Source organism: Croceivirga radicis (genome assembly GCF_002072105.2).
GTDB lineage: Bacteria > Bacteroidota > Bacteroidia > Flavobacteriales > Flavobacteriaceae > Croceivirga > Croceivirga radicis.
Window position 1 is genome coordinate 163,386 of the sequence record NZ_MTBC01000004.1, and the last position, 12,015, is coordinate 175,400.

Annotated in this window: 10 protein-coding genes; 6 read left to right on the forward strand and 4 right to left on the reverse strand. The window is 36.7% G+C overall.

What is annotated here, in order from left to right; translation table 11 throughout:
• The first annotated feature begins 3 nt into the window (after nucleotides 1–3).
• Nucleotides 4–330 carry a YbaB/EbfC family nucleoid-associated protein gene (locus BUL40_RS07715; protein ID WP_080318765.1) on the forward strand — a complete coding sequence of 109 codons (327 nt, stop codon included), beginning with the start codon at nucleotides 4–6 and terminating at the stop codon, nucleotides 328–330.
• A 10-nt stretch (nucleotides 331–340) separates the two neighbouring features.
• On the forward strand, nucleotides 341–790 hold the full coding sequence (locus tag BUL40_RS07720) for a thioredoxin family protein (RefSeq protein WP_080318766.1): 450 nt from the start codon (nucleotides 341–343) through the stop codon (nucleotides 788–790).
• 51 nt (nucleotides 791–841) lie between these two features.
• Here BUL40_RS07720 and BUL40_RS07725 read toward each other — a convergent pair whose 3' ends face one another.
• The 3 genes from BUL40_RS07725 to BUL40_RS07735 form a co-directional block, all read right to left on the reverse strand.
• Nucleotides 842–1,945 carry an OmpA family protein gene (locus tag BUL40_RS07725; RefSeq protein WP_010517185.1) on the reverse strand — a complete coding sequence of 368 codons (1,104 nt, stop codon included), beginning with the start codon at nucleotides 1,943–1,945 and terminating at the stop codon, nucleotides 842–844.
• A gap of 467 nt (nucleotides 1,946–2,412) precedes the next feature.
• Nucleotides 2,413–3,435: a threonine aldolase family protein gene (locus tag BUL40_RS07730; protein ID WP_080318767.1), complete on the reverse strand. Its 1,023-nt coding sequence runs from the start codon at nucleotides 3,433–3,435 to the stop codon at nucleotides 2,413–2,415.
• A 9-nt stretch (nucleotides 3,436–3,444) separates the two neighbouring features.
• Nucleotides 3,445–5,859 (reverse strand): zinc-dependent metalloprotease, encoded by a 2,415-nt coding sequence (locus tag BUL40_RS07735; protein ID WP_080318768.1) that lies wholly within the window; start codon nucleotides 5,857–5,859, stop codon nucleotides 3,445–3,447.
• Between the two features lie 83 nt (nucleotides 5,860–5,942).
• Here BUL40_RS07735 and prfB point away from each other — a divergent pair.
• From prfB to BUL40_RS07750, 3 genes are all read left to right on the forward strand, one after another.
• A protein-coding gene (gene prfB, locus BUL40_RS07740; RefSeq protein ID WP_122950811.1) for a peptide chain release factor 2 occupies nucleotides 5,943–7,041 on the forward strand; the annotation gives its coding sequence in 2 pieces (ribosomal slippage) (nucleotides 5,943–6,005 and nucleotides 6,007–7,041; 1,098 coding nt in all).
• Between the two features lie 99 nt (nucleotides 7,042–7,140).
• Nucleotides 7,141–7,602 (forward strand): hypothetical protein, encoded by a 462-nt coding sequence (locus BUL40_RS07745; RefSeq protein ID WP_244901841.1) that lies wholly within the window; start codon nucleotides 7,141–7,143, stop codon nucleotides 7,600–7,602.
• 1 nt (nucleotide 7,603) lies between these two features.
• A complete protein-coding gene (locus BUL40_RS07750; RefSeq protein ID WP_080318771.1) occupies nucleotides 7,604–10,096 on the forward strand; it encodes a TonB-dependent receptor domain-containing protein in 2,493 nt (830 codons plus the stop codon).
• Nucleotides 10,097–10,290: 194 nt separating this feature from the next.
• On the opposite strand, the gene BUL40_RS15740 is transcribed toward BUL40_RS07750, so the two are convergent.
• Complete coding sequence (locus tag BUL40_RS15740) at nucleotides 10,291–10,464, reverse strand: hypothetical protein (RefSeq protein ID WP_095529366.1); 174 nt, start codon at nucleotides 10,462–10,464, stop codon at nucleotides 10,291–10,293.
• Between the two features lie 141 nt (nucleotides 10,465–10,605).
• Between BUL40_RS15740 and fumC the strand changes: the two genes are divergently transcribed.
• Nucleotides 10,606–12,003 (forward strand): class II fumarate hydratase, encoded by a 1,398-nt coding sequence (gene fumC, locus BUL40_RS07760; RefSeq protein ID WP_080318772.1) that lies wholly within the window; start codon nucleotides 10,606–10,608, stop codon nucleotides 12,001–12,003.
• The last annotated feature ends 12 nt before the right edge of the window (nucleotides 12,004–12,015 follow it).

The following is a 12,015-nucleotide window of genomic DNA, read 5'->3' on the forward strand; positions in this document are numbered from 1 at the left end:
AATATGTTTGGAGATATTATGGGCATGATGGGTAAACTAAAAGAAACCCAACAAAAAGTAGAAGAAACAAAAAAAAGACTGGACACCGTATTACTGGAAGAAAAGTCTAACGACGATTTGCTAAAGGTAACCATTACCGCAAATAGAGCAATCAAAAGTATTTCTATAGATGAAGCCTTGTTGGAAGACAAAGAACAATTAGAGGATTATTTAATTCTTACACTAAATAAAGCCATTGAACAAGCCACAAAAGTTAACGAGGCCGAATTAGCTGCGGTGGCTAAAGATGGTATGCCCAATATTCCTGGAATGGATTCGTTATTTAAATAAAAGACGTTTTATGAAGTGGATAGTATACGTATTTTCTATAGCGATAGCACTATTTCAACTCAATACCGGTGCTAGAAATACCATTGAATGGGAAACCAATTACGAGCAGGCTTTTAAAATGGCCAAAAAGGAAAATAAGAATGTGCTTGTTTATTTTACCGGGAGTGATTGGTGTGGACCTTGTAAAATGCTAAAGAAAGATTTGTTTGAGACAGAAGCATTCAATACCCTTTCAAAAGATTACGTTCTACTTTATATAGATATACCAAGGAATAAGGATTTATTAACACCAGCTGAATACAAACAGAACAAAGAACTTTTGCAAAAATGGAATAAACGCGGTGTATTTCCGCTTCTTTTGGCAGTATCTGCAAAACAAAAAGTTTTAGATGAATACTCTGGTTATAGTATGAACGGTGAAGTTGGTTACCACCTACAATTTTTAGAAAAGAACAAATAATGAAAAAGCCCTCCATGTTGGAGGGCTTTTTTATTTTAATGTTTACCAGGTTTAGTTGTTAATTAACCTAAACTCTGTTCTTCTGTTTGCAGAATGCTCTCTTTCTGTACAAGATACACCGTCTGCACATCTGTTTTTAAGTCTTGTTTCGCCATAACCATTAGCTACCAACAAACTAGAATTAACACCTTTAGTAATTAAATAATCTGCAACTGCTTTAGCTCTTCTTTCAGAAAGGTTTTGATTAGAAGAAGCGGAGCCTCTTGCGTCTGTATGTGAAGCTATCTCTAACTTTACTCCAGGATTTTGCTGTAAAACAGGCATTAATCTAGTATCTATAATTCTTTTAGCTTCTGCTGTTAAAGTAGCACTACCCAAATTCCAATTTATTGGTAATGCCTGATACTCTACCAAAGCACACTCAACTTCCTTCCAAGAAGTTAAACCACCTTTGGACTGTAATACTTCCTTAGATACCGTTTTAGTAACCGCAGGGATTACTTCTTCTACGGTATAAGCATCCTTATCTAAAACCGTTTTAGTAATTGTAGCATACTCTGCAGGGATTACTTCTTCTACCACCTTTGCTGGCTCAATCAATACCCTTTTTGTGTAAGAACCAGATTTTTCTGAACCAGGTATTCTATTAAAGCTAGCATCATTAGCAAGTGTTTGCGTGCTCACTGTTGTATATTCTGCCGGATAACCTTTGTAACACCAGTATCTACAATCGTCTGGATTACCACTGGCGCAATCCGGAGCGGGCGAACCCAATTCCCATTGTGCATAAGCTGGTTTTATCTCGATAGTTTCAGAACTTGGAGCAAATGCAGCAGGTACAATGCGTAAAGAACTACCTGCTTCCTTTGAAACATAAGATACGGTTTCCGTGCCCCATTTAGCGGGTACTACAACCAACTTTTTGCTCTCTTCTTTTACCAAAACACGTTCAGTAACCGTTTTAAATGTAGCTGGTACCGTTTTCAATACCTTGTAAGCCGGTTTTACCGTAACAGTAACCGTTTCATTAGTATATACATCTGGAGTTGTACATCTAACATAACATTTACCTGGTTCTGGATTAGTAGGCAAATCTTGCGCATAAGTTGTTGCCGCTGCGGTAAACAAGGCGGCAATAAAAAGTACTTTTTTCATAATTTGTTAGTGTTTGTTAAATTATTAGACCACTTAATTAATTCTGTACTTATGAAACCTATATCTTAAAAAAGTCACAAAATTTTTATCTAATTATTTAAACTAACTACTAAAGTTTAAACACTTATACAAAACCTAAAAACCTTAAATATCTGTTTAACACCAACATAAAGCTATACATTCTTAAACTTGAATGCTGGGAAAAATTTATTTTTTACTAAATATTTGTTAAGGATAATTAAGTGGAATTCATTTAGAACAACCAATAGCTTGAGAAGAATGAAAATAAACTGGTAAAGACTAAAATCGCAAAAAAATAGACCCTCAGGTCAAAAAAATATGATTTCAATTAAAGAAGTTGTTCTATTTTGAAGATACCAAATGAAGTTAGCCTACATTAAAATATCCATACTTTTTTAAGCAAGTATGGATATTCTTACCTGGGAATTTTATATTTAGTACTAGACTTAGAATGCTTTGAGACTAGCCAAAACAATATCATGCATTTCTTTGGTATAGTCCAAGTGGGTAACCATTCTTAACTTACCATGCCCCATATTTATTATGGATATTTTTTTAGCGGCCAAGTAACTAACAAGCTTTTCTTCTGAGGTTAGTGCGGTATCCAATTCAAAAATGACAATATTGGTCTCTACCGGTTCTACTTGCTTTACCCAATCACAATTAGTTAAGCAAATACCTAATTCTTTAGCCCTTTTATGATCTTCACTAAGTCTATTTCTGTTATGGTCTAAAGCATAAATACCAGCAGCTGCCAAATAACCTACTTGGCGCATACCCCCACCTAGAATTTTACGGATACGCAGGGCTTTTTGCATATTTTCATTTGATCCCACCAATACCGAACCAATAGGACAACCCAACCCCTTACTAAGACATACGCTAATTGTATCAAAAAGTGAACCATATTGTTCAGTTGTCTCTACAGTAGCTGCAAGCGCGTTCCATAACCTAGCTCCATCTAAATGATAACCCAAGTTATGCTTATTACAAACTGCCTTTATTCGTTCTAGCTCCTTAAAGCTCCAACATGCACCACCACCCTTATTTGTAGTATTCTCTATGGCAACTAATCTAGTTAAAGGACTATGGTAAAAATCAGGCGGATTTATTGCCGTCTCTACCTGTTCTGCCGTCATCATACCTCTATGGCCATCTACTAATTTACAAGAAGCTCCACTATTAAAACTTACGCCACCTCCTTCATAATTATAAATGTGGGCATATTTATCACAAATAACCTGATCACCAGGTTGCGTATGAATTTTAATCGCAGTTTGGTTGGCCATAGTTCCAGACGGAAAAAACAAAGCAGCCTCCATATTAAAAAGCTTGGCCACTTTATCTTCTAATTCATTTAAAGTAGGGTCGTTCTTAAAAACATCATCGCCTACCTTGGCACGCATCATAGCATCTAGCATACCTTTAGAAGGCCTAGTTACCGTATCACTAATTAAATTAATTTCCATTTGCTTTTTTTAATCTTGCATACAATCCATTCCAATAGGAGAACCATCTGGAATGGTAGGTGCTTCTGTCTTTACTTTATATCCTTTAGGATTGGCGATAAACCCTTCCACTTCCTTCTTTAAAAGAATAGCGCTAGGATCAGTTGCGCGCTTACCTTCCCCTAAATAGGTCTTAAGCTTCATCATTTCAAAAAGCACGGTAGCCGTAACTTGCGGATAACTTTCTTTACTGCTGGCCAAATGCATCATTTCTTGTAAAACCGTCCAATTTATAATTTGCTGCACTTCCCCTTCCAATCCGCTTTGTAATTTTGCTTTAACCGTTGCATTTAATAGTTGCTCCAATACTTCTTGCAATCCTAATTGATTTTGGTCCATTCCCTTTTGTTGTACCATTCTATTGGCTCTCTGTGGATGCAGCAATAAGCTTGCCGTCATTTCTGCCGCGGTCTCCGCCGCCCCTAAGGCATCAAAACCTACACCCATCTTACTTTTAAAAGATTCCCTTGTTCTATTGTAACCTATACTTCTTGGGGCAAATAAGTTAAGTTTATCTTTTGGTATAGTTAAATGTTCTGGTTGTAACGTTTTTATAATGCTATTTAAAGCCAGTTGTTGTGTTTTTTTAGGCAACCATTTTACAGCTATTTGGCTATCTCCTTTTACCTTATAATTATAATCCAAGCCACCAACCACTTTGGCTGCAGCTTCTGTTTGATACCTATGTAAGAAGTACAATGGTACAAAAACGTCTTCCATTACGGAAAAGGGTTCTGCTGTTTTAATATTATCTATAGAAAAGTTATCAATAGCTTGTTTTCTTACAGATAAAATACGGTTTAATTCATCATAAGCATTGGCTCCATTATCCCATAAATGTGCTAGTGCATGGGCTCCGCCTATTGGCCTCGCATCTTGGTCCGAAATATATCTAAGCCCATCCTTTTCTGCTTTTGCCAGTATGGCGTTCAAAGCGGAATCTTCATCAGTTCCGGCTGGAAAGTCCGAATAGGCATAAGCAACGGTTACCTTATCCCAATCTCCAATTCCGGTAGCATATGCGTTAGAAAAATCCATTTGACCATCTTTAAATTCTAGATAGGGATGCGGATAGTCCATAACCGATGCCCTATTATTGGTACTTGCCGCAAAATTGTGCGCAAAACCAAGGGTATGTCCAATTTCATGGGCAGATAATTGCCTAATCCTTGCTATGGCCATTTCTAACATAGGATCTACATTATCATCAGAATTTTTAAAGGGTGCATTCATAAGTGCTTGAGCGATCATGAAATCTTGTCTTATACGAAGACTTCCTAAACTAACGTGCCCTTTAATGATTTCTCCCGTTCTTGGATCTCTAACACTTGCTCCATAACTCCATCCTCTAGTTGATCGGTGCACCCACTGTATCACGTTATATCGTACATCCATAGGATCTGCATCATCCGGTAGTATTTTTACTTGAAACGCATTTTTATAACCAATGGCCTCAAATGCTTGGTTCCACCATTGCCCCCCTTCTAACAATGCTGACCTTACAGGTTCTGGTGTTCCATTATCCAAATAATAGATTATTGGCTCTACGGCCTCGCTAACAGCTGCTTCAGGATTTTTCTTTGCCAACCTATGCCTTGGAATGTATCGCTTAACAATAGGTTCTTCTACTGGTGTTGCGTAATCATAATAAGAAAACGGATACGCACCACTTCTAGGATCAAACTTTCGTTTTTCAAATTTATCGTCCGGTAATTTCACAAATGAATGGTGTTGGTTAACCGTAACGTTACTAGATGTAGGTGTTACAGAGCGTATATTGCCCCCCTTGGCTTTACCAGAAAAAGTCAGTAGTACATCAAACTCTATATTATCTGGAAACGATTTTGTACGTTCAAAATTCAAGGCACTTTTGCTTTGGTCTAATTTATAATTGCCTTGCCCTCTGCTAGCCAAACGATCCGTAACTCCATGGGCATCTTGCATCAAAAATTCGGTAAGTTCAATTAAATAGCTTCCGTTTTTAGCTTCAACTATAGGAAAACCAAACAGAACCGATTTTGCGAACGCTTGCTCTACAGATTTTTTTTCCAAAACATTATCTGTGTTGGCCCTGTATTTTAAATTAGGCTGTACCAAAAGGATTTTTTGGCCCATTTTTCTAAAATGTACCACTTGTTCATTGCCCAACTGGCCCCTATCCAAACCTATATCATTACTTCCTATACCGCTGCTAAGGGAATAAACGTACAGAAAGTCTTGCTCCAAATTATTTATTTGCAAATACAGCTTATCAGTAGTGCCATCATAAAAGGTATCAAAATACCCTTTGTAATGCTCTAAATCCTTGGTCTTTTCAAAATTCTGCGCCAGTAGTAAATTCTGGCCCATAAGAAAGGTAATTAAAACAATAAAGTATTTTTTCATGGAGCTAGTTATTTAAGTTCCTAAAATAAAATAATATAGTTGTACAGCCATAATGAAACCTTATTTTTGCGAAAAAGACAATTATGGTAACTACAGATCAACATAAAGATCTTATTGATCGCCTTGGTGCGTTAAGGAGGTATCTTTGACATTGATGCCAAGCTTATTGAAATAGAAAACGAGGAAGAAAAAACCTTGGAACCTGATTTTTGGAACAACCCTCAAGAGGCCCAAAAACAAATGCAATCCATAAAATCTAAAAAGAAATGGGTTCAGGATTATAAAGAAGCGGAAACTTTAGTAAGTGATTTAGAAGTTTTGCTAGAATTTCATCAAATGGGTGAAGTTACGGAGCAAGAAGTCTTAGCTAAATACACTACAGGTTTGGATTTAATTGAAAAATTAGAATTCAAAAATATGCTTTCTGATGAGGGCGATGAGTTAACCGCCGTGTTGCAAATAACGGCCGGTGCCGGTGGTACGGAAAGCTGTGACTGGGCCTCTATGCTTATGCGTATGTACATGATGTGGGCAGAAAAAAATGGCTATAAAGTAAAAGAACTTAATTATCAGGAAGGTGACGTTGCGGGAATAAAGACAGTAACCTTGGAAATTGAGGGTGAGTTTGCCTTTGGTTGGCTAAAAGGAGAAAACGGAGTACACCGATTGGTGCGCATTTCCCCGTTTGATAGTAATGCAAAACGGCATACCTCTTTTGCTTCTGTTTATGTATACCCGCTAGTAGACGATAGTATAGAGATAGAAATAAACCCTTCTGAAATTGAAATTACCACCGCAAGATCCAGTGGTGCCGGCGGACAAAACGTAAACAAAGTTGAGACCAAGGTACAATTGGTCCATAAACCAACGGGAATCCAAATTTCATGTTCAGACAGTAGGTCTCAGCATGATAATAGGGCTACGGCATTAAAAATGTTAAAGTCTCAATTGTATGAGATAGAACTACGAAAAAAACAAGAAGCAAGAGCAGAAATAGAATCGTCTAAAATGAAAATTGAGTGGGGCTCGCAAATAAGAAATTACGTAATGCATCCATATAAGTTAGTAAAAGATGTAAGAACTAGTGAAGAGACTGGTAATGTTGATGCTGTTATGGATGGTGAAATTGATGCTTTCTTAAAAGCCTATTTAATGATGATGGGACAACAAGAAAAAGCCTAGCGTTAATCTTTTCTTAAACATTTTATAGTATTTTACCAATTAACAAAGCATTGGCAAAACAGTGTAATGGCAACACCTAAATTTGAAAATCGCATTAAAATGAAAACAGCTATACGTAAAATTTTACCTCTATCCTTATTATTCTTCTCTGTATTATCTATGGCACAATATGGTTATGGAAGTAGATACGGTGGGTATGGCAGAAGAAGTAGCATTCCACAAGCCCAGACACCCGAAAAAGAGCCAGAAAAACTAACAGCAGAAGAAATTGTTGAACAAGAGATGCCTAAGATTATAGAAACTTTAGCCTTAGACCCTTTTGAGGAAGCAATTATGAGAACCACATTGGTAAATTCTGTAAAGAAACGTATGGAGCTTCAAATATTAAACTTGGAGCCCCAAAAAATGCGGGAAGAGTTTAAAAAAATTCAAGATCAACAAGAAAAAGAGTTGAAGGCTGGACTGCCTCCTGAAAAGTACCAGATTTATTTGGACATGAGGGAAAATCCAACAAAGACCAAACGAAAACAGAAAAAGAAAAAAAAGAAATCCAAAACCTAGTATGAGAAAACTGTTCCTTACAATTTTGTCACTGACCACATTAGCAACATTTGCACAACGCCCAACAACACAGACCAAACCGATAAAAATAACCGGAACAGTAGTAGATAAAGACTCTGGACAACCTTTGGAGTTTGCTACGCTTGTTGTACAATCCGTAGATGACCCCAGCAAAGTAGATGGTGGTATTACCGATTTTGACGGTAAATTTACCGTTAACGTACCGGCAGGCAACTACAACCTTAAAGTAGAGTACATCTCTTACAAAAGTTTTACCCTAAATAATCAGAACCTTACAAGCGATAAAGATTTGGGCAAAATAGCCTTGACTTTAGATGCCACCCAATTAGAAGCTGTTGAAGTTGTTGGAGAGCGCACTACGGTAGAGGTAAGGTTAGATAAAAAGATTTATAATGTTGGTAAAGATTTAACCAACAGTGGCGCAACAATAAGCGATGCCTTAAACAACATACCTTCTGTAGATGTAGATGTAGAAGGAGCTATTAGTTTAAGAGGAAATGAAAATGTTAGAATCCTGATTAATGGTAAACCCTCTGCCCTAGCAGGATTTGGTTCTACCGATGCCCTAAGACAGTTACCTGCAGATGCCATTGAAAAAGTAGAGGTTATAACCAGCCCTTCTGCCAGATACGATGCTGAGGGTACAGCGGGTATCCTAAATATTGTACTTAAAAAAGAAAAGGTTTTAGGTTTTAATGGATCCGTAAACGCTTTTGTTGGTGACCCTGCAAATGCCGGAGTTACTTTTAATGGCAACCTAAGAACTAAAAAATTCAATTTGTTTACCACCCTTGGTTATAGATATAGAGATGCCCCTGGTAATGCTATTTTTGATAACACCTACACATCTGGCAGCTTTGATCGTGTTTTTGAAGATAGAACTTACAACAGGTTAGACAAGAACTTGAATGCCAATTTGGGCATCGAATATTTCTTAACAGAAAATTCTTCTATTACGGCCGCTGGTTTTTATCGTCAATCAGATGAAAATGATTTAACAGAGAACAGCAACCAAAGATTCAACGATGGTAGCGTTACTAGCGAGACTTTTAGAGAAGAAGACCAGAATGAAGACGGAGATACTTATCAAGTTTCATTAAACTACGTTAATAATTTTAATGACGACGGGCATAAGCTAACGGCAGATTTCCAGTATTCTAAAAACAATCAAATACAAACCTCTGTAATTGAAGAAAATCAAAACATACCCACCAACGAACTTATCGCTTTGGAAAATGTTTTTGAAGACGAAGAAGAACGAGAATATTTAATACAGGCAGATTATGTATTACCCATGGGCGAAGCCCAGTTTGAAGCCGGTTTTAGAAGTACTTTAGAACAATCGATTACAGATTATCAATTAGATAGTTTAGATCAAGCCTCTGGTAATTTTGTTACCAATGAGAATTTGACCAATAAATTTACGTATGATGAAAATGTACATGCCGCTTATGTACAGTATGGTAATAAATACGGTAAGTTTTCGGTTTTGGCTGGTTTAAGGCTAGAGAATACAATTTTAAAAGGTAAGGTAGAGTCAGAGTTTGATCCTGAAGCCTTGCAAGAAGAATTGGGTATAGACGTAGACGTAAATTTTGACAAAGATTATTTGGGCCTATTTCCTACGGTTAACCTTGTTTACGAAATTTCTGAAACAGAAAATTTTAGTATTGGGTACAACAGAAGAATAAATAGACCAAGAGGTTGGTTTATTAACCCATTCCCATCTCGTTCTAGTAGAACAAACATCTTTCAAGGGAATCCAGATTTGGACCCAGCCTATTCTAATGCTTTTGATATAGGTTATTTAAAGAGATGGAAAAAATTGACACTAACCAGCTCTGTATATTACCAGAAAGAAACCAACTCTTTTGAAAGAGTACAAGAAGAAACAGGACAAACTACTACTGATGGTATAGAAATAGTGCGTTCCATTCCTATTAACCTATCTACCCAGAACAGATACGGAGCCGAAGCTTCTGTACTGTACAATCCAACAAAATGGTTACGCCTAACCAGTAGTTTTAATTACTTTAAATTTTCTACAGAAGGTTTTTTTAATGGGGTAGATTACGGCACCGACAATAGTAGTTATTTTGCTAGATTGGGTTCTAAAATTACCCTACCTGCAGACATAAATTGGCAAACCAATGCCTTTTATTTTGGACCAAGAGCAAACGCACAAACAGAAACAAAAGGAATTACCTCTATAAACCTGGCATTTAGTAAGGACATTTTTAAGGATAACGCCACCGTAAGTTTAAACGTAAGTGACTTATTAAATAGCCGTAGACGTAAGTCTTTCACGGAGACCGAATTTTTTACTTCTAGAAGTGAATTTCAATGGAGACAAAGACAAGTTACCCTTTCATTCCTCTATAGATTTAACCAGTCTAAAAATGATAGACAACGCAACGGAAATAGAAACGGCGGTGGAGATGATGATTACGAATTTGAAGGAGGTCAATCATAACAACTTATACAAGATAAAATAAAAAAGGAGCTAATTCAGCTCCTTTTTTTATATGTATATGTGTTGTTTCGTTTAATAAAAAGCAAAAGAGTGTTTTAAAATCCAAGGGTATCAAATCCGTTGCACTAATTATCAATTATAGGTAGACCACCAATCAAGAACTAAAAAAAGGAGCTGAATTAGCTCCTTTTTTATTATTCGTTACGTTTAGCTTTTTTAGCCGCTCTTTTCTCTTTTAAAATTTCCATAATGTTACCTGTTAACCAATATGGTACAACAAAGGTTAAAAGAAATATCATTAACCAAAAACCTATAGTTAAAATGGTCAAGAAAGCTAAAAATCCTAAATATTGGTCAAACTCTACCATGAAATACAATTTGTAAACAAAGATACCCTTAAAATTTTCAAAATTCAAAACACATTCGTAAAAAATGTAACAACGGCTATTAGAAGATAAAAATAAGGCTGCTAAGCCTTACCTTTGTGTTTCTACAAACGAATTTTCATTATGGAATATAGAATTGAAAAAGATACCATGGGGGAAGTAAAAGTCCCTGCGGATAAATATTGGGGTGCCCAAACAGAACGCTCTAGAAATAATTTTAAAATTGGAGCTGCCGGTTCCATGCCGTTAGAAGTTGTATACGGTTTTGCTTATCTTAAAAAAGCAGCGGCATTTACCAATCATGAGCTAGGTGTGCTAACCGTAGAAAAAAGGGATTTAATTGCCCAAGTTTGCGATGAAATTCTTACTGGTAAGCATGACGACCAATTTCCATTAGTAATTTGGCAAACTGGATCTGGAACCCAGAGTAATATGAACGTAAATGAGGTTGTTGCCAATAGAGCACACGAAATTGCAGGTAAAAAAATTGGTGAAGGTGAAAAAACCATTCAACCAAATGACGACGTAAACAAGTCACAATCCTCTAATGACACCTTTCCCACCGGAATGCATATTGCAGGTTATAAGAAAATTGTAGAAACCACTATTCCGGGTGTAAAGCAATTACGAGATACCTTAAAAAAGAAGGCAGAAGATTTTAAAGATGTGGTTAAGATAGGTAGAACGCATTTAATGGATGCAACACCCCTAACCCTAGGTCAAGAATTTTCTGGCTATGTTTCTCAATTAGATCACGGTTTAAAGGCATTGGAAAACACCTTGCCACATCTAGCAGAATTAGCTCTTGGTGGAACAGCAGTTGGCACAGGATTAAATACACCAAAAGGTTATGACGTTTTGGTTGCCAAATATATAGCTCAATTTACGGGTTTACCGTTTATAACGGCAGATAACAAATTTGAAGCACTTGCTGCCCATGATGCTATTGTAGAATCTCATGGAGCACTAAAACAATTAGCCGTTTCATTAAATAAGATTGCAAACGATATACGATTAATGGCTTCTGGTCCACGCTCTGGAATAGGTGAATTAATTATACCAGCAAACGAACCTGGAAGTTCTATAATGCCAGGTAAGGTAAACCCAACACAGTGTGAAGCTCTAACAATGGTTTGCGCCCAAGTAATGGGCAATGACGTTGCCATTACAATAGGTGGTACTCAAGGGCATTATGAGCTTAATGTTTTTAAACCTTTAATGGCTGCAAACCTATTACAGTCTGCTCAATTAATTGGCGATGCCTGTGTAAGTTTTGAAGAAAACTGTGCTGTGGGTATTGAGCCCAACCACACAACTATTAAAAAATTGTTGAACAACTCCTTAATGTTGGTTACTGCACTAAATACCAAAATTGGTTATTACAAAGCTGCAGAAATTGCTAATACGGCTCATGAAAATGGCACAACGTTAAAAGAAGAAGCCATTAACCTAGGATATGTTACTGCAGAAGAGTATGATGCCTGGGTAAAGCCAGAAGATATGGTAGGTAGTTTAAAATAAACCGCTTATCCA

Excerpts from the sequence above, each read along its gene's own strand:
- BUL40_RS07715 (WP_080318765.1), top strand. The coding sequence starts at position 4 with ATGTTTGGAGATATTATGGGCATGATGGGTAAACTAAAAGAAACCCAA.
- BUL40_RS07750 (WP_080318771.1), top strand. The coding sequence starts at position 7,604 with ATGAGAAAACTGTTCCTTACAATTTTGTCACTGACCACATTAGCAACA.
- BUL40_RS07725 (WP_010517185.1), bottom strand. The coding sequence starts at position 1,945 with ATGAAAAAAGTACTTTTTATTGCCGCCTTGTTTACCGCAGCGGCAACA.
- BUL40_RS07745 (WP_244901841.1), top strand. The coding sequence starts at position 7,141 with ATGAAAACAGCTATACGTAAAATTTTACCTCTATCCTTATTATTCTTC.
- BUL40_RS07730 (WP_080318767.1), bottom strand. The coding sequence starts at position 3,435 with ATGGAAATTAATTTAATTAGTGATACGGTAACTAGGCCTTCTAAAGGT.
- BUL40_RS07720 (WP_080318766.1), top strand. The coding sequence starts at position 341 with ATGAAGTGGATAGTATACGTATTTTCTATAGCGATAGCACTATTTCAA.
- BUL40_RS07735 (WP_080318768.1), bottom strand. The coding sequence starts at position 5,859 with ATGAAAAAATACTTTATTGTTTTAATTACCTTTCTTATGGGCCAGAAT.
- fumC (WP_080318772.1), top strand. The coding sequence starts at position 10,606 with ATGGAATATAGAATTGAAAAAGATACCATGGGGGAAGTAAAAGTCCCT.
- BUL40_RS15740 (WP_095529366.1), bottom strand. The coding sequence starts at position 10,464 with ATGGTAGAGTTTGACCAATATTTAGGATTTTTAGCTTTCTTGACCATT.